This is a genomic window from Nocardia brasiliensis NBRC 14402 (assembly GCF_000308475.2).
GTDB classification, from domain to species: Bacteria; Actinomycetota; Actinomycetes; order Mycobacteriales; family Mycobacteriaceae; genus Nocardia; species Nocardia brasiliensis.
In genome coordinates this window covers 73,509-98,731 of the sequence record NZ_BAFT02000038.1, presented here as the reverse complement: position 1 = coordinate 98,731, position 25,223 = coordinate 73,509, and the positions used below count along the sequence as shown (strand labels likewise).

The window sequence follows — 25,223 nt, the reverse complement described above, 5'->3', positions numbered from 1 at the left end:
AAAATCATTACCAGTAGTCTACGATGCTGACATGGCTTTGTTTCGGATCGGGATGTGTGCTGCCGCAACGGCATTCGTAGTAGGGCTGACCGCTTGCTCGGCACCGGGGGAAACATCCAGCGATCCTGACCAATTCGTGGTGATCGACACCGAGGAACTCGGCGACTTCAGCCCGTTGCTCGGCGCGGGGAAGAACGGCGAGTCGAAGATCTTCGAAAGCCTGTACCGGATCGAGGAGGGCGTGTCGGATCGGATCCCGGCGGCCGTGCCGGTGCTGGCCGTGGGTGCGCCGGAGCCGGTCGGCGGCGATCTGTCCCGCTGGCGGGTGCACACCCGAACCGGCGTGCGCTTCTCGGACGGCACCACGTTCGGGCCCGAAGACGTTGTCGCGACCTACAACTCGTTGATCGATCCGGCGTTCGCCGCACCGATCGCCGCGGATTACGACTTCCTGAAGCGGGCAGTACAGACCGGGCCGGATACCGTCGAGTTCGAATTGTCCGGCGCCTATGCCGATTTCGACCATCGACTGTTCCTGGCGATCGCGCCGGCGGAAGCTTTCGCCACCCCGGGGCCCGCGGATCAGGCCGAGATCAACCGGCACCCGGTCGGGACCGGACCGTACGTCCTCACCGAATCCCGCCCCGATCAAGTGATTCTCACCGCCCGTGACGATTATTGGGGCGAGCGCGCCCAGGTGCGAAAGTTCGTGGTGCGCCGCAGCGACGACGACAACGCCAGGGCGAGTCAGCTGCGCGACGGGGCCGACGGCACGGTGCTGCCGCCCGAGCTGGCCCAGGCGGCGGCGAAAGACGGATATCGGGTCGTCTCGGCGGTGGCCAATGATTGGCGCGCCATCACCTTGCCGAGTGGCAACCCGGTCGCGGGTGACCCCGCGGTCCGCAGGGCCTTGAATGTCGCCGTGGACCGCAAGGCCATGGTCGAGCACATCCTAGGTGGGCACGGTGCGCCGATGTCCACCCTGATGGGCACCGTCTACGGCGAGAACTACGACCCCGCAAAGGATTTCGGCTTCGACCGGGACGAGGCGGCGCGGGTGCTGGACGCGGCGGGCTGGCAGCTCGGTGCGGACGGCATCCGAGCACGGGACGGGCGGCGCGCGAGTTTCGAGATCGCCTACTACCCGACGGAAGTGCTGCGGCGTGATCTGACGATGGCCGTGGTCTCGGACGCGAAGAAGGTCGGTATCGAGATCACCCCGGTCGCGGTGGACAAGCAGAAGATGACGCCGGAGTACCTGGCGCAGACCCCGTTCCTGCTCGGCGGTGGTGGTCAGCCTTACACGGTAGACAGCCAGCTCTACACCAAACTGCACTCCCGCTACGCCGCGCCGGGTGTCGGCTCCAAGTGGGACAACGCCTCGGACTACGTGAACCCGAAGATCGATCAGCTGCTCGATGCCGCCCGCGGCGAGACGAACCCGCCGCGTCGGGCCGAGCTGTACCGGCAGCTGCAGGCGGAATATCACAACGCGCCCGCGATGCTCGCGCTGGTCACCACGAACCACGTCTACGTGCTGCGCGACAACGGCTGGCGGGTCACACCGACTGCGCTGGAACCGCATTCGCACGGCGTCGCGTGGGGTCCGTGGTACGGGCTCGCGCGCTGGACCCGGTGATGGGTGGCAGAGCGGGCAGGTTGATCATGCGCCGGCTCGTCGTCGCGGTACCGCTGGCCGGGTTGGTCTCGCTCGCCGTGTTCGCGCTCGCGGCGGCCAGTCCGTTCGATCCACTGGACGCCTACCTCGGGGCGCACGGGGACGGCTTCGACGAGGCGCAGCGCGCGGCGCTGCGGGAGCGACTCGGGTTGGACCGCAGCTGGTTCGGCGCGTGGTGGTCCTGGCTGGGCGATCTGCTGCGGGGCGAGTTGGGCACCTCCCGGTCTTACCGCCGGCCCGTCGCCGAGGTGCTCGCCGAGCGGCTGCCCTGGAGTGTGCTGCTCGGTGTGCTGGGCGGCGTGGTGGCGCTGGTGCTCGCGGCCGGCCTCGGCGCCTGGGCCGGACTGCGCCGCGACGGCTTGGCCGATCGGATCCTCAGCGCGAGTGCCGTTGTGTTGCAGTCCGTTCCGCCGTTCGTGCTGACGCTCGGTGCGGTGCTGCTATTCGCGACCACCCTGCGCTGGTTTCCGGCCGCGGGTCTGACCGATCCCGGTGGCGGCGTCGGTGTCGGATCGACGGCCCGGCATCTCGTGCTGCCCGCCGTGCTGCTCGGCGTGACGCAGCTGCCCTGGCTGGCGCTCGGGTTGCGGGAGACCGTGGCGAACAGCCTCGACAGCGACGCCGTCACCGGGGCGAAAGCACGGGGATTGCCGTGGCGGGTCATCGCTTTCCGGCATGTGCTCCCGGTGTCGGTGGCGCCGTTCGTCGCGCTGTGCGGCGCGAGGTTGCCGGAACTGGTGGTCGGCGCCACGGTGATCGAGACGGTGTTCAGCTGGCCGGGTGCGGGCGCGGCGACCGTGACTGCCGCTCGCGCACTGGATTTCCCGTTGCTCGCCGCGCTGACGCTGCTCGTCACGGTAGTGGTGCTGATCGGCAACCTGGCCGCCGATGCGATCGGCGTGGCCATCGATCCGAGGATCGACGCCGATGGCTGAGCTGCGGACCGCACCGCTGTTGACCAGGAAACGGTGGCGTGCAACGGTTCCCGTGATCGCGGTGGGTGTGCTGGTACTCGCGGTGCTGTATGCCGGGCTGGTGCCACTGCTGCGGCCGGTCGACGACGCCCTGGTCGACTTCTCCCTCAGCAGGCGGCCGCCCGGTCTCGAATTCCCCTTCGGTACCGACAGTGCCGGGCGTGACGTGTTCGTCCGCGTCGCCGAGGGCATGCGCGTCTCGCTGCTGATCGCCACGGCCGCGGCGTTGGGCTCGGCGGTCCTCGGCCTGCTGGTCGGGGTGAGCGCTGGGGCGTTCGGCGGCTGGTGGGATCGGATCGCGATGCGCGCGGTGGACACGATGAACTCGCTGCCGAGCCTGCTGCTCACCCTGCTGGTCGTGGCCATGTATCGCGGCTCGGTGCTCGCCATCGTCGTCGCGCTCGTGCTCACCCATTGGACCTCGGTGGCCAGGGTGGTGCGGGGTGAGGTGCTGGCGCTGCGGCACGCCGAATTCGTGCAGGCGGCCCGGTTGCGCGGGCTGCCCGGATGGCGCATCGTCCGGCGGCATTTCGTCCCGCCCGCCCTGGGTCAGGCGCTGGTGGGCGTCGTGCTGCTGATCCCGCACGCGATCTGGCACGAGTCGACGCTGTCGTTCCTGGGCGTCGGCCTGCCGCCGCACCGGGCCTCGCTCGGCACGCTGCTCTCGGACGCGCAGGCGTCGATTCTGCTGGGGGACTGGTGGTTACTGGTCTTTCCGGCCGGGGTGCTGGTGCTCGTCGCGCTGGCGGTCTCGGTGCTCGGCAGGCATTGGCAGCGGAACAGTCAACGGCGCCACGAGGTGTCGGCGTGACGTTGACCTTGCAGCGCGTGTCTGTGCGAATCCCGCTGGGCCCCGGCCGCATCGTGCACGCGGTCACCGAGGCGGACCTGACCGTAGCGCGCGGCACGGTGCACGGTTTGATCGGCGAATCGGGCTCGGGGAAATCCATGCTGTCCGCGACCGTCACCGGTTTGCTGCCGAAAAGAGCCCGCATGACCGGCACCGTCGCGCTCGAGGCCGATGGCCGGACGTACTCCGCAGCGGATATCCGGCGGGCCCGGGGCCGCACGGTGGCCTGGGTCCCACAGTCGGCGATGACGTACTTCACGCCGGTCCGGCGGTTGGGACCGCAACTGGCCGAAACGATCCGGTGCCTGGGCACCGCGCACGAGCCGGGCGATCTGCTGCACCGCGTCGGGTTGACCGCGGAGGTGCTGCGCCGGTATCCGCACGAACTTTCGGGCGGTATGGCGCAGCGAGCGGCGCTGGCCTTCGCGCTGGCGGGCGATCCCACGCTCATCATCGCCGACGAACCGACCTCGGCGCTCGACGCCGCGCGGGCGGCCGCGATCCTGGGTCTGCTCGGCGAATTCGCCGCGGCGGGCGGCAGCGTACTGCTCGTCACGCACGACCTGACGGCCCTGCGCGCCGCGCAGATCTGCACGGACATCTCGGTGATGTACGCATCCCGGATAGTCGAAACCGGCTGTGCAGGAGAGGTTCTCACCGCACCTGCGCATCCGTACACGAAGGATCTGCTGGCCGCGCTGCCCGAGAACGGTTTGCACCCGCTGCCGTATCGCACACCGGAACTGGTGAACCTGCCCGCGGACTTCCGCTACGGAGCGACATGACGAGAAGATCTCTTGCGGCCGAGGCCGTTTCAGTGCGACTGGGCGGGCGCCTGGTCCTCGACCGGATCTCGCTCGAGCTGGCTCGCGGTGAGGTGGTGGGGTTGACCGGGCCCTCGGGCACCGGCAAAACGACACTCGCGCAGGTCTTGTCCGGCCTTCGCAAACCCAGCGGTGGGCGGGTCGTCTGCGATGGGAGACCGTTGCCCCGGCGGCATACCGGGCGCATCGCGATGCTGTTCCAGTCGCCGCGGCGGTCCTGCGATCCGCGCCTGACCCTGCGCCGGTCCATCGCCGAACTCGCGCGCAGGCCGGTGGCTTGGGCGAGCGTGCTCGAATCCGTCGGCATGACACCGGATCTGCTCGACCGGTATCCGGCGCAGGTTTCCGACGGTCAATTGCAACGAGCCGCAGTCGCCCGGGTGCTCGTGTCCGAGCCCGACTACCTGCTGTGCGACGAGATGACCTCGATGCTCGACCCGGCCACCACCGCCGCGGTCGCCCGCACCGTGACCGCCCTGGCGGGCACGGGTGTCGGCGTGCTCTTCATCAGTCACGACCTCCCCTTGTTGAGCGTGTGCGCGGGTCGGCTCGTGCGCTTGGGGGACAACCTCTCTCCCGTGTCCGGTGCGGCAGCGTCGTCGCCCGGACCGACCGTTGATTCGACCGACGACATCGGAGTTCTATGAGCAACGCACTGCATATCCTCACCCGCACCGATCTGGCCGATATCGATCTGACGCCCGCCGAGGTCATCGATCTGGTCGAGGAGGGTTATCTGGCGTACGCGCGCGGCGAATCCCGGTGCCCGGTCAAGCTGATGATGCCGATTCCGAAGGTGGAGCGCGACGCGGTGTCGTATTCGATGCTGGGCTACGACAGTTCGCTGGAGCAGATCGGTTTCAAGACGTCCTACCGGCAGGGCAGCGAGAGCGCGGACAAGTACTACACCACGATCAGCCTGTACGACGACACCACGGGCCTGCCGTTCGCCTTCATGGACTGTCAGCGGGTCGGTGCCGCCCGCACCCCGGCGACGACGGCCATCACCGCGAAACACTGTGCCCGCGAGGGTGCGACGAAGGCCTTGATGATCGGCACCGGGGTGCAAGGACGAAACACCTTGCCGTACCTGCTCACCGCGCTACCGGAACTGCAGGAGCTGCGCCTGTTCGGTACCCATCCCGACGGCATCGCGGAAACCCTTGCCACCATGCGGCGTTGGTATCCGGACCGGGAGATCGAGCTGGTCGACGACGTACCCGCCGCGGTCGCCGATTCGGATATCGTCGTCGTCGCCTCCGGGCGGGCAGCCCATCCCAAGGTACGCACCGAGTGGTTGCCGCCGGGCGGTGTGCTGATCTCGGTGGCCAGTAAAGGCGTCGAGAGCGGCGCGCTACGTGCGGCGGATTACGCGATCGCGACCAGTGCGGGGCAGCTGGGAGTCACCGGCACCCGGTTGGCCGGCCCCGACGGGCCGGTGATCGACGCCGAACTCCCGGACATCGTGGCCGGCCGGGCGCGCGGGCGGATCGGCGCGGACGACCGGGTGTTCGCCTTCGCCAGCGGCATGATCATCACCGATATCCCGGTCGCGCACGCGTTGGCGACCCGGGCGGTGGCCGCGGGCCGTGGACAGCGGGTGGAACTGTGGTCGTGAACATCGCAGCGGTCGAATTCCCCGGTCTGCCTGCGCTGGAACAGAAGTGGCAGCAGCGGGTGCGCGCGGACCGGCACCTGCTCTTCGATATCCGGCACGCGCTGGGCGGCCCGTTCCACGTGGTCTACCCGGAGCAGTTCGCCGACAACCTCAGATCGTTCCAGCGGGTCTTCACCGCACGCGGTGTGCGCGGCCAGGTCTATTACGGCAAGAAGGCCAATAAGGCAGGCTGCTGGCTGTCCGAGATCGCCGATCTGGACGGGGCGGTCGACGTGGCGAGTGAACCGGAACTGGTGCACGCGCTGGCGCACGGTGTCCGCGGGCGCGACATCGGGGTGACCGGCGCCGCGAAAACCGATGCGCTGCTGCGCCTGGCCGCCCGGCACGACTGCGTGGTCGCCATCGACGCACTCGACGAACTGGAGCGGATCGCCGAGATCGCCCGGCAGGCCGGACCGGTGCGGATCTTGTTGCGGCGGCTGCCGCCCAACGCCCCGCACAGCCGGTTCGGTTTGTCCGCAACCGATCTCGATCGCGCGATCGAGTTGTGCGTGCGACTGCGGCCGCGGGTGGAACTGATCGGGTTCTCATTCCATTTGGACGGCTACGCGGTTGCGCCGCGCGCCGAACTCGCCGACGAACTGATCCAGCTGTGTGTGCGGACGCGGGCGCGGGGTTTGCCCGTCGACACGATCTCGATCGGGGGCGGTTTCGCCTGCCGGTACGTGCGCGACGACGATTGGCACACCTTCTCCGAACAGCGCCGTGACGACTGGTTCCATGCCGGAAAACAGTTCGGCAAGTTCTACCCCTACGCCCAGGACCCGACCGGCGCCGCCATGCTCGACGCCGTGCTGGCCACCCGCTTCGGTGTCCGATCCCTGGCGGAGAATCTGCGGGACAACGATATTCAGCTGTTCATCGAGCCGGGGCGGGCCCTGCTGATCGACGCGGGATTCACGGTGTTCCCGGTGCTCGGTTACAAACAGAACGCCGATTACGGCATCACGACCGTGCACGGACTCAGCATGAGCGTCTCCGAGCAGTGGAAGGGCAGTGAGTTCCTGCCCGACCCGATCCTGGTGCCGCGCAAGCAGATCACCGCCGCCGCACCGGTGGCCACCTGTGTCGGCGGCGCCAGCTGCATGGAGTACGACGTGCTCACCTGGCGCAAGGTCCGTTTGGCGCAGCGACCCGAACCCGGTGACCTGCTGTTGTATCCGAATACGGCGGGCTACCAGATGGACAAGAACGAGAGCGAGTTCCACCAGCTCCCGCTGCCGCCCAAGGTTGTCGTCACCGAACAGGAGGACCGGTGGTTGTGGCGTTTGGACAAGTAGAAGCGGACGCGACGACGGTGCGTCCGGTCGGCCGGGCCACCGTGCATCCGGCCGGCGTGCGGCCGATGCCCCGGCTCCGGGAGAACGTCGTGCGCAGCGCGTCCGAGCTCATCGGCGCGACCCCGCTGCTCGAACTGGTGCGCACCGGCACCGGCACCCGGATCCTGTTGAAGCTGGAGCAGTTCAACCCGACCGGCTCGGCGAAGGTACGCATGGCCCGCGAGATGGTGTTGCAGGCCGAACGCAGTGGCGAACTGCGGCCGGGCGGGCACATCGTCGAACCCACGTCCGGCAATACCGGTACCGGGCTCGCCCTGATCGCGCTGGAACGCGGCTACACCTTCACCGCGGTGGTCGACGACCACGCCGCGAAGGACAAGCTGCGTGCGATGAAAGCGATGGGCGCGCAGCTGGTCTCGGTGGACAGCGGGGACAGCGGCGGCCCGAGTACGGTCGAGCGCAGGCGGGTCGCCGACGAGATCGCCGCACGCACCGGCGCGTATCGCCCCGACCAGCACAACAATCCGCACAACAACGCGGGCTATCGGGACCTGGCGGCCGAACTGCTCACCGATCTCAATACCGATGTCGACTACCTCGTCGGTGCGGTCGGCACCGGCGGATCCCTCTGCGGCACAGTCGAAGAGCTGCGCCGGCTCGGTTCCCGGGTGCACGCGATCGGTGTCGAGCCCGTCGGGTCGATCATTTTCGGTGGCGCGGGCGGCGGCTACTGGCAGACCGGCGCGGGCAGCCCCGCCGGGTTCCCGGTCGGCGGCAACGTGAAATACGACGCCATCGACGAGGATTGCCGCGTGGGCGATGTCGACGCGTTCGCCACCGCACGCGTGGTGGCACGGCGTACCGGCATTCTGGTGGGTGGTACCGGTGGCGCGGCGATCCACATCGCGCTGCGCCGCCTGGTGCACGTCCCCGCGGCAAGCACCGTGGTGGTGCTGGTGTGCGACGCGGGAGAGAAGTACCTCGACACCGTCTACGACGAGGACTGGTTGCACGCGCGCGGGCTGTACGACCGTGCGGCGCAGCAGCGGATCACGCGTCTGCTGACGGCCTATGACGAATCGGTACGGTTGGCGGCCGACGACCTGGAACGGGCGGGGGCGTAAACGCTATGGCAATTCGGGAGTATCGCGCCATCGTCGCGCTGGCCGCCCCGATCGCGGGCATCCAGCTCGCGCAGGTGGCGCTGACCACGGTCGATCTGGCGATGATGGGACTGCTCGGGATCGCCGCGGTCGCGGCGGGCGGGCTCGCGCTGCTGCTGTACAACCAGCTGCGCACCATGTGCGTCGGCATGGTGACCGGCGTCGGGAACATGATCGCCACAGCGGCCGGACAGGGCGAGAAACGCACCGGCAGTGCCGGACTCGACGAGCAGGCCCGCGCCGAGATCCGCGGGTACGTGCGCGCCGCCGCCGCGGTGGCCACCGCGGTGTCGATCGTGGGCGCGCTGATCCTCGTCGCGCTCGGCTACGCGCTGCGGTGGTTCGGGCAGGACCCGGCGGTGCTCGAGCTGGCACGGCCGATCATCTGGGCGCTCGCGCCGGGCCTGATTCCGATGCTGTGGCTGAATGTGCTGCGGCAGTTCGCCGTCGGGCTGCGCCGAGCGGGCTCGCTGCTGCGGGTGACGCTGCTGTCGATCGGCGTGAACGCGCTGTTGAACGCGCTGTTCATCTTCGGCTGGTGCGGTATGCCGCAGCTGGGCCTGGCCGGTATCGGTCTAGCCACGACGCTGGTGCAAGTCTGGACCTTCGGCACCTACCTGCGCACCGTCCGGCGCGATCCGGTACTCGGCGAACTGCTTTCGCTGCGCGTGTGGACCGCCGACCGCGCCACGGTGCTGCGGATCGTGCGGATGGGCACGCCCATCTCGCTCACCTACGGTGCGGAAGCGGCGATCACCTCCATCGCCACGGTGCTGATGGGTGGGTTCGGGCCGGTGGCGCTGGCCGCGAGCAATATCGTCAATCAGCTGGCCTACATCGTGTACCAGGTGAACATCGGCCTCTCCCAGGGCTCCTCGATCCTGGTGAGTCGCACAGTGGGCCAAGGGGATCAGCACGCGGTCGCCGGCATCGCCCGGCGCACCTTCGCGCTCGGCTTCGGTTTCATGACGGCGGTGGGACTGGTGTACGTGCTGTTCCCCGGCACGGTGCTCGCGCCGTTCCTCGGCGCGGATCGCGACGACACCGCGGTGGTCGCCGCGGCGTCGACGCTGCTGTGGTTCGCGATCGTCCAGCAGTACTGCAAGGGTTCGCAGAATCTGTGCATCGGCCTGCTGCGCGGGATCGGAAATACCAAGGCGGGCATGCAGAGCACGTTGATCGGCTACTTCGTGCTCGGTGTGCCCGCGATGGCGCTGTTCGCGTTCACCCTCGATCTGCGCGGGCCGGGCATCTGGTTGGGGCTGTGCGTGGGCTTCGGCACCACCGCGATCCTGGTGTGGCGCAGGTTTCTGCGCGGGGTGGCCGAGTTGACCACGGCCGCACGGGAACCCGTGCCCGTCAACTGATGAACGGGAGGAATCAGGCAAAGCACATGAAACCGGCTGGACCGCTGGGATTCTCGGGCACATCGCGTTGAGTCCGGCAATTCGGGCAGTCGACGGCAATTGTTCAGCATCGATCGGTGGCGAACGTGGTCCAGATCACCTCATCGGTACCACCTGTTGATCTTTCTCTGCGGCGTCGCCGCACCTCGGGTAGGGTCGGCGCGGATCGCGAAATTCTGCTCGACAGCCCTGGCGGAAAGGTCGGCCGACACGATGTGCGCAGCGGGGCCGTTCAGCGGACTCAACCGCAGACAATTCCTAGCGAAGGCGGCCGCGGCCGGTGCGGTGGGCGCGTTGGCCTCCTGGGCCGACCCGATCATCCAGCGGGCCTATGCCGCCGATCCGGCGGGCACGGGCGGGCTCGGCGATATCGAGCATTTCGTGCTGCTGATGCAGGAGAACCGTTCGTTCGACCACTATTTCGGCACGCTGTCCGGCGTCCGCGGCTTCGACGACCCGTCGCCGGCTTGGCGGCAGTACGGGTGGACGCCCGGAATCGGCCCCACGGCTGACGGTTTCGTCAATCCGTTCCGGCTCGACACCACCCGCGGCGCCACGCTGGACGGTGAATGCATCAACGACCCGGATCATTCCTGGGGCGGCATGCATCGTGCTTGGAACGGCGGCCGCAACGATGGTTGGATGCCGATGTCGGTGGCCGGTGTCGGCCCGGCGAACGCGCCCGCCGCGATGGGTTACTACCTGCCGGAAGACATTCCGATCCATACCGCACTCGCCGATGCCTTCACGCTGTGCGACAACTACCACTGCTCGGTGCTCGGACCCACCGATCCGAACCGGCTGTACTGGATCAGCGCGACCATCGACCCGGACGGTTACGCGGGCGGCCCGCTGGTGCGGACGCCGACGCTCATTCCGCAGCACGTGTACAGCTGGCGCACCTACCCGGAGAACCTCACCGAGGCCGGCGTGAGCTGGAAGATCTACAACAACCGCGATGTCGGCCCGCTGTCCTCGGTGCTGTTGGACGGCATGCTCGGCTGCTTCACCCAATCCGCCGACCCTGCTTCGGATTTGGCGCGCCGCGGTATGGCGCCGGTGTACCCCAACGACTTCCAGGCCGACGTCGCCAACGACACGCTGCCCGCGGTGTCCTGGGTGATCCCGTCGCTGCTCAACTGCGAACATCCCGCGCTGCCTGCGGCTTTCGGCGCCTACGGCATCGTGCAGCTGCTCGACATCCTCACCTCGAACCCGAAGGTGTGGGAGAAGACCGCGTTGATCATCAGTTACGACGAGAACGGCGGCTTCTTCGATCACGTCACCCCGCCGACCGCGCCGCCGGGCACCCCGGGGGAGTTCCTCACGGTGCCGCTCGACCGCGTCGAGGCGGCGGACGGCACCGCCGGTCCGATAGGTCTCGGCTATCGTGTTCCCGCACTGGTGATCTCGCCTTATACCCGCGGCGGACTCGTCGCGTCCGAGACCTTCGATCACACCTCGCAATTGCGGCTGCTGGAAACCAGATTCGGCGTCGAGGTGCCCAATCTGACGGCGTGGCGGCGCGGTGTGACCGGCGATATGACCTCCACGTTCGATTTCGGTTCCGCGCCGAATGCGGCGAAACCCGTACTGCCCGATCCGAAACCGAAAATGGATGCCGCGATCGCCCAATGCGGCCCGAATGTCGCCCTGGGCACGGCGACCGCCGGAGTTCCGTATCCGGTGCCGCCGAATGCCATGCCGGCGCAACAACCCGGTACCCGGCGCAGGCCGAGCGGGTTGATTCGGGCATGAGAGTGGCCCAGCCCTGGCGGGGGCTGGGCCACTGCTCGAAGTGTGGGGTCAGCTCGCGGTCGCGGGCACCCACCGGACCGAGGGGACGGTGGAGCGTTTGCGCATGGCCGCGAAACTGTGCCGGGCCGGGCTGATCAACGCGGTGAACCAAGTGCGGCGGTGCTCGGCCAGCGCCTCCGCGACGGCGGGAATCTGGGTGCAGTGCACGCCACCCGCCATACCCAGGCGGTGGCGACCCGTCTGGTTGTTTCTGGTGCCCAATGGTGTTCCTTTGCTTGCTGGTGCTGGCGCCTGGATCGCCACGGCGAAGATTAGCCGAACGAAAGTGCCGCGCAGAGTATTTTGCGCAAGTAATTGGCTCGGCGTGTCGGAAAGTTGTCGCCGCGTGACCCGGTTCGGCCGGAATTGTTGCGAATCGGTCTCGGCCTCGTCACGGATCGAACAAATGCGGCGAGGGCAGGTGGAAACTCAGCCGTCAGTGGGTAATCGGGCTGATTGTGTCCCGATGGCAGGCGCGGGCCCGGGTGGGGCGCGGCGCACGAGAACGCCGGATGTAAGACTGGTCGAATGTTGCGGATCGGCCTCACCGGAGGCATGGGAGCGGGCAAGTCGACGGTGGCGCGGATGCTCGCCGACCGCGGGGCGGTGATCGTCGATGCCGATCTGATCGCCAGGGAGGTCGTCGCACCTGGCACCGAAGGCCTCGCGGCCCTCGTGGACGCGTTCGGCGCCGGCATCCTGGCGGCCGACGGCAGCCTGGACCGCCCGGCCCTCGCCGCCAGAGCATTCGCCGACGACGCGTCCCGGGCGCGGCTGAATTCCATTACGCATCCGCTGGTGGGTAAACGCACCGCGGAATTGATTGCCGCCGCGGCGCCGGACGCCATTGTGGTGCAGGATATTCCGCTGCTGGTGGAAAACGGTCTCGCGCCGCTGATGAATCTCGTGCTGGTCGTCGACGTGCCCGCGGAAACTCGGCTGCATCGATTGGTGGAATTCCGTGGTGTCGACGAAGCGGACGCGCGGGCGCGAATTGCGGCGCAGGCCACCGACGAGCAGCGGCGTGCGATAGCCGATGTGCTGCTGGACAACAGTGGCGCGCCGGCGGATATCGAGGGGACGGTTCGCACGCTGTGGGACGAGCGGCTGGTGCCGTTCGAACACAACCTGCGCACCGCGACCCCCGCCCGGCGAAAAGAGGTGCGGCTCGTACCGGCAGACCCGGAGTGGGACGCGCAGGCGCAGCGGTTGATCGCGCGATTGTGGGTGGCGTGCGGGCAGGCCGCCGCGCGGATCGATCACATCGGCTCGACCTCGGTGCCGCAGCTGCCCGCGAAGGACGTCATCGATCTCCAGATCACCGTCGCCGACCTGGCGGCGGCCGACGGACTGCGAGATGCGTTGGGGGCAGCGGGATTTCCGGTGCGGCCGGGCGTCACTCAGGACAATCCGAAGCCGACGCCCGCAGACCCCGAGGGCGTCGACAACGCGCTGTGGTCCAAGCGATTCCACCAGAGCGCGGACCCCGGCCGCCTCGCCAATGTGCATGTGCGCGTGGACGGAACGCCGGGCCAGCAGTTCGCGCTGCGCTTCCGCGACTGGTTGCGTGCTGACCCCGACGCGCGCGCCGAATACCTCGAGATCAAGCGTGCGGGCGAGGCGAAAGCGGCCGGGCTCAGCGGGTCCGAGGCGACGACCGCCTACCTCGACGTCAAGGAGCCCTGGTTCGACGCCGCCTATCAGCGGCTGTTCGGGTGACCCGGCTCGCTACTTCCAGGTCAGCGTGATCCCGCGCGAATCGAGCCAGCGGTGCAGGTCGTAACCGTGCGCGGCGAGACCGTCGATGGTGGCGGTGGCGTGTGCGATCGCCGCCTCGGCCGCGGCGGCGGTGATCAACCCGGCGACGTGCGCGGCGAGCAGCTCGTCGACATCGAGCAGCTCGCATTCGCGGCCGGTGCGCACGACGATGTCGAGATAGTGGTCCACCGACTGCCACTTGTCCGGCGCCACCTGGCCGAACTCGCCGAGGTCCAGATAGAAGTCCTGATCCCGCCGATGTTCGGGGTGGTAGTGGAACACGCTGGCGCGCAAGGCCAGTTCGGGCAGCAGCCAGGACTCGATGTAGTGGAACTGCTCATGGTCCGAGGTGCGCGCCATGTACAGACCCCATGGCGCCACCTGGTACCGCTCGACCGGTCGCACGAAGCCCTTCGGATCCGTGTTGGTCAGGTCCGCGAGGTCGAAGTATTCGACCTTGGGCCGATGCACGTCGACAGAGGGTGCCTGCGTCATGCATCCAGAATCTACCGGCGCGTGGACCGAGTCGAGCGGTGTGGCGGTCACATCCAGGTCAGCGTGATGCCGCGGGTGGCGAGCCAGTCCTCGACGCAGTGGTCGTTGACGGCCAGCCCGTCCAGCGCGGCCGTCGCGCACTCGAAGGCCCGATGCGCCTGCGCCGAGTCCACCAGGCCGGCCGCGTGCGCGGCCAGCAGGTCGTCCACGCCGCGCAGTTCGACGTCGCGGCCGCGGTGCACCTCGATGTCGAGGTAATGGTCGACGGCCTTCCAGCGCTTCGGCGCGATCTCGGTGAACTCGCCGATGTCGAGGTGGAAGTCGTGGTCCACGTGGTGCGCCGGATTGCGGCGGCTGACCGTCACGCGCAACGACAGCTCCGGCAGCAGCCAGCACTCCAGGTAGTGGTGGTGCGGGACGGGCACGATGCGCGCCATGTAGAGGCCCCACGGTTCGTGGTGGTAGCGCTCGACCTGCCGGACGAAACCCTTGTTGTCGGTGCTGGTGAGTTCGGCCAGGTTGAAGAACTCGACGTGCGGCCGGTGGGGTGGCTGGCCCGGGGGTAACGCGTTCGGTGGGTTGGCGGCCGGGCCGCTGTGATTCAGGCCGGGTACCGCTGCGCGGAGATGCCTGGCGAGGTTTCCTGCGAAGCCCGTTGTGGGCGCGGTATTAAGCAATGGAATCAGACCTCTCATGGCTGTTGTCCTTCGCCGCATCCGAACTCGTTGTCCGAACAACCAAATCAGAGTACACCTGGGAATGGGTCACGGGGTGTAATGCGCGAGCATCATTTTCGCCACGAAACCTGTTGCTGCTGAGGCAAATTCGGACATCGGTAGGATTCGTAAAGTGAAATAGACGTGGTGCGGCACGGCGGACGTGCCACTTTTACCGTCCCTTTTACCGCTCTTGGGCGGGCGACGGTGTGCCGAATTCCACCCCCTCGTGGAACGGCCGCCGTAACAACGGAAAGAATGCCCGCCCGTCCCCGCCGAAAACCCCGCTTTCGACCCCGGCGGACGCCCGGTCCGTAGGTTGAGCCGCATGAGTTTCCGGCTGGCGGCGTACGCGGTATGCCTCGACGACGAACGTCTCCTGCTCACCCGGCACATCCCCCCGACCGGTGACCCGACCTGGACCCTGCCGGGCGGACGGGTCGAGCACGCCGAGGATCCCTACGACGCGGTGCTGCGTGAGCTCGCCGAAGAAACGGGCTGTCGAGGGGCAGTCGTCCGGCTGCTCGGCGTGGACTCCAGGGTCATCCCCGCCGATGTCGCGCGGGCCGGGGTCGAGCATCAGAATGTCGGCATCTTCTACGGGGTTCGCGTCACCGGTGGCCGGCTGCGGGCCGAGTCGAACGGTGCGACCGCCGAGCCGACGTGGACCCCGGTCGGCGCCGTCGCGGATCTGCGCCGGTCGTCGCTCGTGGACGTCGGGCTGGCCATGGCGCTGACCCGGCCGGTGACGGGTCATGTGGCTCCTGTGCCGGTCGGGGGGCTGATCCAGCACTGAGGTGTGGTTCGGGCACCGGAGCAGCGGAATCTGTCGGTGGCTGGGCCTAGGCTGGTCACCATGGCATTTGCAACCGAGATTCCGACGGAGGGCTACGAGGACAGGGCCGCCGGTGCGACTCCGTTGGCCCACTCGGAGCATCGACCCGTCGGCGAGATCGAGCGCACCGAGGGGCAATTCCAGGTGGTCAGCGACCACCAGCCGGCCGGTGACCAGCCGGCCGCCATCGCCGAGCTGGAACGCCGGATCACGGCGGGGGAGCGCGACGTCGTGCTGCTCGGCGCCACCGGTACCGGTAAATCGGCCACCACGGCCTGGCTCATCGAGCGGCTGCAGCGCCCGACGCTGGTGATGGCGCCGAACAAGACGCTGGCCGCGCAGCTGGCCAACGAACTGCGCGAGATGCTGCCCAACAACGCGGTCGAATACTTCGTCTCGTACTACGACTACTACCAACCCGAGGCGTACATCGCGCAGACCGACACCTACATCGAGAAGGACAGCTCGATCAACGACGACGTCGAACGGTTGCGACATTCGGCGACCTCGAGCTTGCTGTCGCGGCGTGACGTGGTGGTGGTCGCGTCGGTGTCCTGCATCTACGGCCTCGGCACCCCGCAGTCCTACCTGGATCGTTCGATCCAGCTGGAGGTCGGCACGGAGGTCGACCGGGACGCGCTGCTGCGCCTGCTCGTCGACGTGCAGTACACCCGCAACGACATGGCCTTCACCCGCGGTTCGTTCCGGGTGCGCGGCGACACCGTCGAGATCATCCCGTCCTATGAGGAACTCGCGGTGCGCATCGAGTTCTTCGGCGACGAGATCGAGGCGCTGTACTACCTGCATCCGCTCACCGGCGATGTGGTCCGGCAGGTCGAGATGCTGCGCATCTTCCCCGCCACCCACTATGTGGCCGGCCCGGAGCGGATGGAACGCGCGGTGCGCGATATCGAAGCCGAACTGGAAGAGCGGCTCGCCGAGCTGGAACGGCAGGGCAAGCTGCTGGAGGCCCAGCGCCTGCGCATGCGGACCCAGTACGACCTGGAGATGATCCGGCAGGTCGGCTTCTGCTCCGGCATCGAGAACTACTCGCGTCACATCGACGGCCGCCCGGCCGGATCGGCGCCCGCCACACTGCTCGACTACTTCCCGGACGACTTCCTGCTCGTCATCGACGAGTCGCACGTGACCGTGCCGCAGATCGGCGGCATGTACGAGGGCGACATGTCGCGCAAGCGCAACCTGGTCGAGTTCGGCTTCCGGCTGCCGTCCGCGGTGGACAACCGGCCGCTCACCTGGGAGGAGTTCGCCGACCGGATCGGGCAGGCGGTGTACCTCTCGGCCACCCCGGGTCCGTACGAGCTGGGGCAGGTCGGCGGTGAGGTGGTCGAGCAGGTCATCCGGCCGACCGGCCTGGTCGACCCGCAGGTGGTGGTCAAACCGACCAAGGGCCAGATCGACGATCTGGTGCACGAGATCCGGGTGCGCACCGAGCGGGACGAGCGGGTGCTGGTCACCACGCTGACCAAGAAGATGGCCGAGGACCTCACCGACTATCTGCTCGGGCTCGGGGTGCGGGTGCGCTACCTGCACTCGGAGATCGACACGTTGCGCCGGGTCGAGCTGCTGCGGCAGCTGCGCCTCGGCGAGTACGACGTGCTGGTCGGCATCAACCTGCTGCGCGAGGGTCTCGACCTGCCCGAGGTGTCGCTGGTCGCGATCCTCGACGCGGACAAGGAAGGCTTCCTGCGCAGCAGCACCAGCCTGATCCAGACCATCGGCCGCGCGGCGCGCAACGTGTCCGGTGAGGTGCACATGTACGCCGACAAGATCACCGACTCGATGCAGCACGCGATCGAGGAGACCGATCGGCGCCGGGCCAAGCAGGTCGCCTACAACACCGAGATGGGCATCGACCCGAAACCGTTGCGCAAGAAGATCGCCGACATCCTCGACCAGGTCTACAAGGAAGCCGACGAGACCGAGGTCGAGGTCGGCGGTTCCGGCCGCAACGCCAGCCGCGGCCGTCGCGCCCAGGGGGAGCCCGGTCGCGCGGTCAGCGCCGGCGTCTACGAGGGCCGCGACATCAAGTCCATGCCCCGCGCCGAACTCGCCGACCTCGTCAAAGAACTCACCGCCCAGATGATGAACGCCGCCCGCGAACTCCAATTCGAACTGGCCGGCCGCCTCCGCGACGAAATCGCCGACCTCAAAAAGGAACTACGCGGCATGGACGCCGCCGGCCTCAGCTGAGCCTTCTTCGTTGCGGAGGACGTCGCCGCCCGAAAGGTTGGTCCCCGAGGGTGGTCGGCCTGTGTCGGAGGGGCGTCCGCCACCCACGGGTGGCTGCCGAGGATGTGTCAGTGGCCGCTGACAGGCTGTTGGCCGGCGCAGGGTAGCAGTTGGCGAACGGTCTCGGCTGGATGGACAGTCGACGCTGAGCGCCCGCCCGGGGTTGCACGCCCCCGGCGGCGCTGAGCGCCAGCCACGAGCAGAATCCCGCACCTTTTCTGGGTTCGCGCACCTCGACTTGCCGTGGGACACGCGGTGGTTGGGTGCAGAAGGGGCGCGGGGGCTGGTGGAGGTTGCCGGTGGTGACGGGTGGAGGTACCAGGGGAGGTGCGAGTGCGGGTCCGGGAGCTGGGGGCCGGGCCGGGCCTGGCGGCGCTGCGGTGTGGCGCGGGTTTGGGGTGTATCCGCACCCTTTCTGTGTTCGCGGACCTCGACTTGCCGTGGGACACGCCGTGGTTCGGAGTAGAAAGGGTGCGGATGTGCGTCGGGCGTTACTGGGTGGCGAGCCATTCGTTGACGCGGCGGTCGGCTTCTTCGCGGGAGACGTCTTCGACCTTGGTGAGGACGGCCCAGCGGTGGCCGAAGGGATCGATCATGACGGCGAAGCGGTCGCCGGTGACGAAGGTCTGGGGTTCTTCGGCGCTGCGGGCGCCGTGCGCGAGGGCGCGCGCGATGACGCTGTCCACGTCGGGGCAGTAGTGCACGATCGAGGTGTGCACCCATTCGCCGTTGGGGGCCAGCACGTTGTTGTCGGGTATCGGCATGCCGAGTTGCAGGGTGGAATCGCCGATCTTCAATTCGGCGTGCGCGGGCTGCCCGTCGGGCAGGTCGTTGCGGCTGAGCAGCTCGGCGCCGAACACGGCGGTGTAGAAATCGATGGCCTTGTTCGCGTCTCCGACCGCGAGGAAGCAGGTGATCGAGTGGTAGCCGTCGGCGATGGGGTTCACGGTGTCGGTCATGGCACCGATACTGGTCGCCCACGGTCGGCCGGTCTTGTAAGAAAGCGACAGCACGATGTCCGATAGCACCGCGTTCGATCCGCCCGCACCCAATCCGGTGACTCCCGTGGACACCACCGGCATCCTGCACCCGGACGAACAGGCGAAGTACCGCTCGCTGGCGCGGCTGCCCGCGGGGCCGGTGGTCGGTCGTTTCGTCGAGTGGTACTGGTCGGTGCGCTGGGATCTGCGCGACCGGCCGCCGTACCACGCGCAGGTGCTGCCGTATCCCAGCGTGAACGTCACCTTCGAGCGATCGCCAACGCGCACAGGCGGTTTCGTCACCGGCGTGTGTACGACGAAGTTCGTCCGCGAGCTCAGTGGGGTGGGGGAGACCTTCGGTGTGCGCTTCCGGGCCGGTGGTTTCGGCGCGTTCACGGGTTTGGATGTCGGGTCCTTCCGCGATACCTCCGTCTCGTTGACCGAGGTGCTGCCCGACACGGGCGACCTGATCGAGCGTGTCCTGGACGCGACCACCGACGAGCAGCGCCGCGGCGTGCTCGAGGATTTCTTCGCGCCGCGCTGTACCCCGGCGGACCCGACCTATCCGCTGGTGTTGCGCATCGTCGAGGCGATCGCCCGGGACCAGGAGTTGACCAGGGTGGACCAGATCACCGAGCGCTTCGACGTCTCGATGCGCACCCTGCAGCGCACGTTCCGGCGCTACGTCGGCGCCGGACCCAAGTGGGTCCTGCGGCGCTACCGCCTGCAGGACGGCGCGGAACTGCTCGCCCGCGGCCGCACCGAAGATCTCGCCATGTTGGCCGCCGAACTGGGATACTTCGATCAGGCGCACTTCTCGCGCGAGTTCACCGCGGAAGTCGGAATGGCTCCACTGGAATACGCCAAGAATTCGCTACGCTCGCGCAACGAGGTTACGGCGAAGGTCCTGCCGACCAGGACGTAGTTGCCGAGCCGACCGTATTCGACCATTCGACGGGGCTGGGAAATACCCCTCCGAGCCGCTAGTTGAATGTTGCACTACCTACCGTCAGCCAAACAAGGAGCTGGACATGGATGTCGTGGTGTTGATCGGACGGGTGTTGTTCGCGGTGTTGTTCCTGAGCTCGGGCGTCGGGCATTTCATGCAGACCGACGCGATGGCGGGCTATGCCGAGAGCCGGGGTCTGCCGATGGCCAAGCTGTCGGTGCTCGGGTCGGGGGCGCTGTTCGCGCTGAGCGGGCTCAGCATTCTGCTCGGGGTGTGGGCGGATCTGGGTGCACTGGTGCTCGCAGTGCTGCTGGTGGTCACCGCGGTGCTGATGCACGCGTTCTGGAAGGAGACCGACGCCCAGGCCAAGCAGATGGAGATGATCAGCTTCAACAAGGACGTGGCCCTCGGCGGCGCCGCGTTGATGCTGTTCGCGTTCTTCGCCCATGTCGACGACCTCGGATTGACCATCACCGGACCGCTTTTCGACCTCTGAACCCTGTGCGACGCGCTAATATTGCGCGTCCTTTTAGTGCAGGGAGAAGGTAGGCATGGACATCATCGGAGCGATTCTGGGCTTATTTTGGGCGAACTACCGACAGTGGCCCTGATAGCTCGGCAGTACCGAGCCCGATCGGCCCGTCCCGGCGCGTGATTTACGCGCTGCGGCGGGCCGATCGGCGTTCCATCGCCCCTGGTGTGTGACGAATATCCCAGGGGGACAAGATGGTTCACCATTGTTGTGCTGGATCACAGTTTGCCGCCCCTGCATTTGTGTCCGGCCTGGTTACTCGGGCCCTCACGACATTTCCCCGCGAACCCGTGGCATGAATGCCCGGACACCGCCGATGTGATGTGTTGCGATTTCTGATATTTCCACTCCGTTTGCCGCTAGGGTCGACGCAAGTCGCTGCGCCGGTGCCGCGTCTGTGCGGGTGCACCGGCGTGGGCAACGTGACCACTTCATAACTTGGAGGAGAGAATGACCGCCTACCGGACGATCGTCGTCGGTACCGATGGCTCGGACTCGTCGTACGTCGCCGTCGAGAAGGCCGCCGCGCTGGCTGGAGTGTCCGCCGCGACCCTGGTCATCGCGTGTGCTTACTACCCCACCGACGATCGTGACGTGGCCGCGGCCGCCGATGTCCTGAAGGAAGAGGCCTACCAGGTGCGCGGGTCCGCCCCCACCAACGAGATCCTGCGCACCGCGCGGGACAAGGCCGCCGCCGCGGGCGCGGTGGACATCGTCGAGCGCGCCGTGGTCGGCGAGCCGGTCGAGTCCCTGCTCACGCTGACCAAGGAGGTCGACGCCGACCTGCTGGTCGTCGGTAACCGTGGCTTGAACACCCTGACCGGTCGCCTGCTCGGCTCCGTCCCCTCGGACGTGGCCCGCAAGTCCCGGTCGGACGTGCTCATCGTGCACACCGTGCGCTGACCCACCCGCTACCCGAAAGGCTCCGCATCGCACCCGATGCGGAGCCTTTCGCGTCATCTGGACATGCGATCACCAGGTAGTGGTGGCGGCATCGCCCGAGAGGCTTCCGCCACCATTACCTGGTGATCATTCGACCAGCAGCGCGCCGAGCACGTCCGGCAGGTCCGCGCTGTGCACCACGCCCAACCGCTGGGTCGCGCGGGTCAGCGCGACGTACAGGTCGTTGAGTCCGCGCGGCGACTCGTCCAGGATGGCTTGCGGTTCGACCAGATAGACCGCGTCGAACTCCAGGCCCTTCACGTCGTGCACGGTCAGCACCCGCACCGATTCGCCGGCGAGTTCGGCCAGCTCCTCGATCGACGCGTGCGGCGCGATCACCGCGGTGGTGCCGGGGCCGGTCTCTGTCGCGATCAGCCTGGCCACTTCGTCGCGCACGCCGGACGGATCCACCCGATAGCCGCGCGGCGGGTTTCCGGTTTCGCGGACCGAGCGCGGGGCCGTCGCGTCCGGGTCGATCGCGGCGAGGACGTCCGCGGCCACGTCCATGATCTCGGCCGGCGTGCGGTAGTTGACCGTCAGCTCGGTGAGCTTCCAGCGTTTGGCCACATAGGGTTCCAGCATCCGCTGCCAGGACGACGCACCGGCCGGGTCGCCGGTCTGCGCGACGTCGCCGACCACGGTGATCCAGCGATTCGGGATGCGCCGCATCACCATTCGCCACGCCATCTCCGAAAGCTCCTGTGCCTCGTCCACGATGACGTGGCCGTAGGTCCAGGTGCGGTCGCCCGCGGCGCGCTCGGCGGTGGTCTGCCTGGTGCGCACGTCCTGCCGCTCGGCGAGCTGGCTCGCGTCGATCAGGTCGTAAGCCATCAGGATTTCCGGGTCGAGTTCGTCTTCGAGATCCTGTGGCGCGGAACCGGTCAGGATGTCGAGCGCGTCCTGTGCCTCGGCCAGCTGGGCGCGCCAGCGGCGGCGGGCTCGTTCGCGTTCCTCGGCATCGTCGACGCCGAGCAGTTCGGCCAGTTCGTCCAGCAGCGGCGCGTCGGCCGCGCTGAAGTTGCCGTCGTCCGAGCGCACCAGCTCGGCGCGGTCGGCCGGGGCCAGGCTGCTGCCCGCGCGGTCGAGCCGTTTCGGGTCGGCCAGCAGGTCGGCGAGCACCTCCTGCGGGGACAGCAGCGGCCACAGCTTGCCGATGGCCCGCTGGATCTCCTGATCGGCCCGCATCTCGTCGCGGATCTCGGCGAGGTCGGTCCGGCTCAGCAGGCTCGGACCACCGGACAGATCCGCGCCCATGGTCTCGGCCAGCTGGTCGGTGAGCGCGTCGATCACCGAACTGGTGAAGATCGGCTTGGCCAGGTTGTGCGGACGGCGCGAGGAGCGGGCCCGCCCGCGCGCCTTGGTGGCGATCTTGCGGTCCAGCGTCACCGGGTAGCCGTCGAAGCTGAGCCGGATCGGTTCGGCGGGCACCTCCTGCCGATCGCGGACCGCCTGCTTGAGCACCTCGAGGATGTCGAGCGAGCCCTTGATCTCACCCGCGCGCAGCGAATCCTCCCGGGTGGCTTTCACACCCGGGTACAGATCGCCGATGGTGGACAGCAGCACGCCGGTTTCACCGAGCGAGGGGAGCACCTGGCCGATGTAGTCGAGGAAGGTGGCGTTCGGCCCGATGATCAGCACGCCGCTCTTCGCGAGCTGCTGGCGGAAGGTGTAGAGCAGGTACGCGGCGCGATGCAGCGCGACGGCCGTCTTGCCGGTACCGGGGCCGCCCTGCACCACCAGCACGCTCTTGTGCTCGGACCGGATGATCGCGTCCTGCTCGTGCTGGATGGTCTCGACGATGTCGTTCATGTGGCCGGTGCGGGCGGCGTTCAGCGCGGCGAGCAGCGCGCTCTCGCTGCCGACACCGCCGTCGTTCGCGTGTGCGCCCGCCTGGCGCGCGGCGTCCAGGTCCAGGTATTCGTCGTTGATCGCGGTGACCTTGCGGTTGCGCGACCGGATGTGCCTGCGCCGGGTGACGCCGTCCGGCGCCGCGGTGGTGGCCAGGTAGAACGGGCGGGCCAGCGGTGCGCGCCAGTCCAGCAGCAGCGTCTCGTAGTCGTCCTTCTCGTCGAGGATGCCGAGCCTGCCGATGTAGCGGTATTCGTCGGCCAGATCGATCCGGCCGAAACACAAACCGTGTTCGGCCGCATCGTATTTGGCGAGATCCTCGGTGTAGAGCTGGCTGAACGATTCGCGTTCGCTGCGGGCCTGCGGGGTGCCGCCGGTTTCGAGCAGCACGGTGCGTAATCGGTTGCGCGCGTAGTCGCGCATCTCGTCGAGCCGGTCGTAGAGCACCGAGAGGTACGCCTGCTCCTGTTCGGTCTCGCGGGTCAGCTCCGGGCCGTCCGCACGGGCGGGCAACGCGGTGCTGTTGCCCTGACCCGACGAGCCGGCTCGGTCCTGAGTGAGGTCGGGCAAACTGAACTCCTTGTCACCGCGATGAAGCCGGGCGAACGGTACACGCGGTCGACACCGCGCACCCGAACGCTCGGAAAACAGAGTTGTCGAGTCTACTGCGATTGCGGCGCGCTCGCCGTAACCGCTGGTGTACCCGAAATCATGCCGTCCAGTACTCCGGTGCAGGTCGCAGCGCCGGGCGTGTTGGTCCGCGAGTCGCGGGCGTGATCGAGGTCATCGGCGCGGCCGTCGCCTCAGGAGGCGTGCGTGCTGTTGGGTCTGCGACCCTTGGTGACCGTGCCCTCGCGGTGCCCGGACGGCTTGGCCCGGTACATGGCGAGATCGGCGTCGTGCAGGACCGCCTCCGGGGTGCGCCGGTCGCCGACGCTGAGCGGTGCCACGCCGATCGAGGCGTTCACCTCGATGCGGTGCCCGCGCGCGATGATCGGCTCGGCCATGGTGGTGCGCAGGCGTTCCACCAGCGCGTCGATATCCACCCGCCGGGTCCGGCCGGAGAGCAACACCAGGAATTCGTCGCCGCCGAGCCGCCCGACGATATCGTCGCCGCGCAACGCGCGCTGCAGCCGTTGCGCGACGATCTGCAGCACCGTGTCGCCGATCGCGTGCCCGAGGGTGTCGTTGATCGCCTTGAACCCGTCCAGGTCGATGAACAGCACGGTGGACACCGGCAGGTCCTCGCTGGTGGCCAGCGCGCCCGCCAGCTGGGACAGGATCAGCGAGCGGTTCGCCAGTCCGGTCAGCGAGTCGTGCGTGGCCTGGTACTCCAGTTGCCGCCGGCTGGCCCGGAACTCGGTGATGTCGGCGAAGGAGGACACCGCCGAGGAGCGCTTGTCGTCGGGGTTGAGCAGCCTGCTGCTACCGGATAGCCATCGCCGCTGACCGTCGACCCGGTCGACGCCGAAGACGTAACCGGTGATGGTCTCGCCGGTGGCGAGGGTGCGGGCGATCGGGTGGCGGTGTGGCGGCAGCGGTTGCGCGTTCGCGTCGAGCAGGGTCAGCGGCAGCGCGTCGATCGGCTGACCGATGATGGCATCGCTGTCCTCGGCGCCGAAGATGCGCCGGGCCGCCGGGTTGATGGATTCGATCCGGCCTTCGGTATCGATCACCACCACGCCCTCTTCGAGCTGCGAGACGACCGTGGTGAAGTGCTGCTCGGCCAACTGCTGCGCGGCCTCGGCGTGCCGCTGGGCCGTGAGGTCGTGGATGACCACCTGGTAGGCGAGCCGGTCGTGCCAGGCGGTGAGCACCGAGACGGTTTCCACCGGCACCGGGGCGCCGTCTAGGCGGACCAGCGTCATCTCGGTCGGCCGGGAGGCGGCGCCCTTGGTGGTGAGGTGGCTGATCCGCTCCAGCATCCCCGGGACCGAGCTGGGGTGGACGAACTGGGTGAGCGGCTTGCCGATCACGTCGTCGGCGGTGCCGGCGGCCAGCAAACGGACGGCAGCGGGGTTGGCATAGACGAGGACGCCGCGCTCGTGCACGCAGATGCCGTCGGGTGAGTGCTCGACCAGGGAACGGTAGCGCTCGGCCAGCTGCTCGGCGGCGTCGACCGCAGCGGCTACCTTGTCCTCACCCACTCGAACCCCCGATCGTCGACCCGATTATGGCCATTGGAACATGGGATTATTCTGGTATCGGCGCGTACGAGATCACAGCGCCGACGCTATTGCCTCGATCACAGTTCGCGCACTTGAT

General features: G+C 68.1%; 22 protein-coding genes. 16 read left to right on the top strand and 6 right to left on the bottom strand.

Annotation, left to right across the window (positions count from 1 at the left end; all coding sequences use genetic code 11):
- The first annotated feature begins 31 nt into the window (after nucleotides 1-31).
- From TY25_RS11870 to TY25_RS11825, 10 genes are all read left to right on the top strand, one after another.
- Entirely contained in the window at nucleotides 32-1,639 is a 1,608-nt protein-coding gene (locus TY25_RS11870; protein WP_042255969.1) for an ABC transporter substrate-binding protein, read from the top strand.
- Nucleotides 1,639-2,613 (top strand): ABC transporter permease, encoded by a 975-nt coding sequence (locus TY25_RS11865; RefSeq protein WP_226887423.1) that lies wholly within the window; start codon nucleotides 1,639-1,641, stop codon nucleotides 2,611-2,613. Before TY25_RS11870 ends, TY25_RS11865 begins: the two co-directional genes overlap by 1 nt.
- Nucleotides 2,606-3,463, top strand: a complete 858-nt coding sequence (locus TY25_RS11860; RefSeq protein ID WP_042255968.1) for an ABC transporter permease — start codon at nucleotides 2,606-2,608, stop codon at nucleotides 3,461-3,463. Before TY25_RS11865 ends, TY25_RS11860 begins: the two co-directional genes overlap by 8 nt.
- Nucleotides 3,460-4,287 carry an ATP-binding cassette domain-containing protein gene (locus TY25_RS11855; RefSeq protein WP_042255967.1) on the top strand — a complete coding sequence of 276 codons (828 nt, stop codon included), beginning with the start codon at nucleotides 3,460-3,462 and terminating at the stop codon, nucleotides 4,285-4,287. The genes TY25_RS11860 and TY25_RS11855 overlap by 4 nt, the downstream gene beginning before the upstream one ends.
- On the top strand, nucleotides 4,284-4,973 hold the full coding sequence (locus TY25_RS11850; protein WP_042255966.1) for an ABC transporter ATP-binding protein: 690 nt from the start codon (nucleotides 4,284-4,286) through the stop codon (nucleotides 4,971-4,973). The genes TY25_RS11855 and TY25_RS11850 overlap by 4 nt, the downstream gene beginning before the upstream one ends.
- The gene (locus TY25_RS11845; RefSeq protein WP_042255965.1) at nucleotides 4,970-5,944 is read left to right on the top strand and encodes an ornithine cyclodeaminase; all 975 of its coding nucleotides are present in this window, start codon (nucleotides 4,970-4,972) and stop codon (nucleotides 5,942-5,944) included. The genes TY25_RS11850 and TY25_RS11845 overlap by 4 nt, the downstream gene beginning before the upstream one ends.
- Nucleotides 5,941-7,284 carry an alanine racemase gene (locus tag TY25_RS11840; RefSeq protein ID WP_342216891.1) on the top strand — a complete coding sequence of 448 codons (1,344 nt, stop codon included), beginning with the start codon at nucleotides 5,941-5,943 and terminating at the stop codon, nucleotides 7,282-7,284. The genes TY25_RS11845 and TY25_RS11840 overlap by 4 nt, the downstream gene beginning before the upstream one ends.
- Before the next feature lie 65 nt (nucleotides 7,285-7,349).
- A complete protein-coding gene (locus TY25_RS11835) occupies nucleotides 7,350-8,408 on the top strand; it encodes a PLP-dependent cysteine synthase family protein (RefSeq protein WP_042256156.1) in 1,059 nt (352 codons plus the stop codon).
- Nucleotides 8,409-8,413: 5 nt separating this feature from the next.
- Nucleotides 8,414-9,814 carry an MATE family efflux transporter gene (locus TY25_RS11830; protein WP_042255963.1) on the top strand — a complete coding sequence of 467 codons (1,401 nt, stop codon included), beginning with the start codon at nucleotides 8,414-8,416 and terminating at the stop codon, nucleotides 9,812-9,814.
- 252 nt (nucleotides 9,815-10,066) lie between these two features.
- Nucleotides 10,067-11,611, top strand: coding sequence for a phospholipase C (locus TY25_RS11825; RefSeq protein ID WP_042255962.1), 1,545 nt, complete (start codon nucleotides 10,067-10,069; stop codon nucleotides 11,609-11,611).
- A 48-nt stretch (nucleotides 11,612-11,659) separates the two neighbouring features.
- On the opposite strand, the gene TY25_RS42580 is transcribed toward TY25_RS11825, so the two are convergent.
- Nucleotides 11,660-11,872, bottom strand: a complete 213-nt coding sequence (locus tag TY25_RS42580) for a hypothetical protein (protein WP_141692293.1) — start codon at nucleotides 11,870-11,872, stop codon at nucleotides 11,660-11,662.
- 306 nt (nucleotides 11,873-12,178) lie between these two features.
- Between TY25_RS42580 and coaE the strand changes: the two genes are divergently transcribed.
- Nucleotides 12,179-13,369, top strand: a complete 1,191-nt coding sequence (coaE, locus tag TY25_RS11820; RefSeq protein ID WP_042255961.1) for a dephospho-CoA kinase — start codon at nucleotides 12,179-12,181, stop codon at nucleotides 13,367-13,369.
- A 9-nt stretch (nucleotides 13,370-13,378) separates the two neighbouring features.
- On the opposite strand, the gene TY25_RS11815 is transcribed toward coaE, so the two are convergent.
- Together TY25_RS11815 and TY25_RS11810 are read right to left on the bottom strand one after the other, a co-directional pair.
- Nucleotides 13,379-13,903, bottom strand: coding sequence for a ribonuclease FAU-1 family protein (locus TY25_RS11815; protein ID WP_042255960.1), 525 nt, complete (start codon nucleotides 13,901-13,903; stop codon nucleotides 13,379-13,381).
- A gap of 47 nt (nucleotides 13,904-13,950) precedes the next feature.
- The gene (locus TY25_RS11810) at nucleotides 13,951-14,598 is read right to left on the bottom strand and encodes a ribonuclease FAU-1 family protein (RefSeq protein WP_081868821.1); all 648 of its coding nucleotides are present in this window, start codon (nucleotides 14,596-14,598) and stop codon (nucleotides 13,951-13,953) included.
- A 349-nt stretch (nucleotides 14,599-14,947) separates the two neighbouring features.
- On the opposite strand from TY25_RS11810, the gene TY25_RS11805 reads away from it, so the two are divergent.
- Both TY25_RS11805 and uvrB read left to right on the top strand, forming a co-directional pair.
- Nucleotides 14,948-15,415, top strand: coding sequence for an NUDIX hydrolase (locus TY25_RS11805; protein ID WP_042255959.1), 468 nt, complete (start codon nucleotides 14,948-14,950; stop codon nucleotides 15,413-15,415).
- 60 nt (nucleotides 15,416-15,475) lie between these two features.
- A complete protein-coding gene (gene uvrB / locus TY25_RS11800) occupies nucleotides 15,476-17,668 on the top strand; it encodes an excinuclease ABC subunit UvrB (RefSeq protein ID WP_029899220.1) in 2,193 nt (730 codons plus the stop codon).
- Nucleotides 17,669-18,198: 530 nt separating this feature from the next.
- Here the strand turns inward: uvrB and TY25_RS11795 are convergent.
- The gene (locus TY25_RS11795) at nucleotides 18,199-18,666 is read right to left on the bottom strand and encodes a VOC family protein (RefSeq protein ID WP_042256154.1); all 468 of its coding nucleotides are present in this window, start codon (nucleotides 18,664-18,666) and stop codon (nucleotides 18,199-18,201) included.
- A 55-nt stretch (nucleotides 18,667-18,721) separates the two neighbouring features.
- On the opposite strand from TY25_RS11795, the gene TY25_RS11790 reads away from it, so the two are divergent.
- The 3 genes from TY25_RS11790 (at nucleotide 18,722) to TY25_RS11780 (ending at nucleotide 21,071) form a co-directional block, all read left to right on the top strand.
- Nucleotides 18,722-19,612: a helix-turn-helix domain-containing protein gene (locus TY25_RS11790; RefSeq protein WP_042255958.1), complete on the top strand. Its 891-nt coding sequence runs from the start codon at nucleotides 18,722-18,724 to the stop codon at nucleotides 19,610-19,612.
- Nucleotides 19,613-19,718: 106 nt separating this feature from the next.
- Nucleotides 19,719-20,132, top strand: coding sequence for a DoxX family protein (locus tag TY25_RS11785; protein WP_029899217.1), 414 nt, complete (start codon nucleotides 19,719-19,721; stop codon nucleotides 20,130-20,132).
- Nucleotides 20,133-20,618: 486 nt separating this feature from the next.
- Nucleotides 20,619-21,071: a universal stress protein gene (locus TY25_RS11780; RefSeq protein WP_014983412.1), complete on the top strand. Its 453-nt coding sequence runs from the start codon at nucleotides 20,619-20,621 to the stop codon at nucleotides 21,069-21,071.
- 126 nt (nucleotides 21,072-21,197) lie between these two features.
- On the opposite strand, the gene TY25_RS11775 is transcribed toward TY25_RS11780, so the two are convergent.
- A complete protein-coding gene (locus TY25_RS11775; RefSeq protein ID WP_081868843.1) occupies nucleotides 21,198-23,471 on the bottom strand; it encodes a HelD family protein in 2,274 nt (757 codons plus the stop codon).
- A gap of 290 nt (nucleotides 23,472-23,761) precedes the next feature.
- The gene (locus tag TY25_RS11770; RefSeq protein ID WP_042255956.1) at nucleotides 23,762-25,105 is read right to left on the bottom strand and encodes a diguanylate cyclase domain-containing protein; all 1,344 of its coding nucleotides are present in this window, start codon (nucleotides 25,103-25,105) and stop codon (nucleotides 23,762-23,764) included.
- Nucleotides 25,106-25,223: the final 118 nt, after the last annotated feature.

Excerpts from the sequence above, each read along its gene's own strand:
- TY25_RS11870 (WP_042255969.1), top strand. The coding sequence starts at position 32 with ATGGCTTTGTTTCGGATCGGGATGTGTGCTGCCGCAACGGCATTCGTA.
- TY25_RS11805 (WP_042255959.1), top strand. The coding sequence starts at position 14,948 with ATGAGTTTCCGGCTGGCGGCGTACGCGGTATGCCTCGACGACGAACGT.
- TY25_RS11825 (WP_042255962.1), top strand. The coding sequence starts at position 10,067 with ATGTGCGCAGCGGGGCCGTTCAGCGGACTCAACCGCAGACAATTCCTA.
- coaE (WP_042255961.1), top strand. The coding sequence starts at position 12,179 with ATGTTGCGGATCGGCCTCACCGGAGGCATGGGAGCGGGCAAGTCGACG.
- TY25_RS11845 (WP_042255965.1), top strand. The coding sequence starts at position 4,970 with ATGAGCAACGCACTGCATATCCTCACCCGCACCGATCTGGCCGATATC.
- TY25_RS11780 (WP_014983412.1), top strand. The coding sequence starts at position 20,619 with ATGACCGCCTACCGGACGATCGTCGTCGGTACCGATGGCTCGGACTCG.
- TY25_RS11785 (WP_029899217.1), top strand. The coding sequence starts at position 19,719 with ATGGATGTCGTGGTGTTGATCGGACGGGTGTTGTTCGCGGTGTTGTTC.
- TY25_RS11830 (WP_042255963.1), top strand. The coding sequence starts at position 8,414 with ATGGCAATTCGGGAGTATCGCGCCATCGTCGCGCTGGCCGCCCCGATC.
- TY25_RS11865 (WP_226887423.1), top strand. The coding sequence starts at position 1,639 with ATGGGTGGCAGAGCGGGCAGGTTGATCATGCGCCGGCTCGTCGTCGCG.
- TY25_RS11810 (WP_081868821.1), bottom strand. The coding sequence starts at position 14,598 with ATGAGAGGTCTGATTCCATTGCTTAATACCGCGCCCACAACGGGCTTC.
- TY25_RS11790 (WP_042255958.1), top strand. The coding sequence starts at position 18,722 with ATGTCCGATAGCACCGCGTTCGATCCGCCCGCACCCAATCCGGTGACT.
- TY25_RS11860 (WP_042255968.1), top strand. The coding sequence starts at position 2,606 with ATGGCTGAGCTGCGGACCGCACCGCTGTTGACCAGGAAACGGTGGCGT.
- TY25_RS11815 (WP_042255960.1), bottom strand. The coding sequence starts at position 13,903 with ATGACGCAGGCACCCTCTGTCGACGTGCATCGGCCCAAGGTCGAATAC.
- TY25_RS11850 (WP_042255966.1), top strand. The coding sequence starts at position 4,284 with ATGACGAGAAGATCTCTTGCGGCCGAGGCCGTTTCAGTGCGACTGGGC.
- uvrB (WP_029899220.1), top strand. The coding sequence starts at position 15,476 with ATGGCATTTGCAACCGAGATTCCGACGGAGGGCTACGAGGACAGGGCC.
- TY25_RS11795 (WP_042256154.1), bottom strand. The coding sequence starts at position 18,666 with ATGACCGACACCGTGAACCCCATCGCCGACGGCTACCACTCGATCACC.
- TY25_RS11835 (WP_042256156.1), top strand. The coding sequence starts at position 7,350 with ATGCCCCGGCTCCGGGAGAACGTCGTGCGCAGCGCGTCCGAGCTCATC.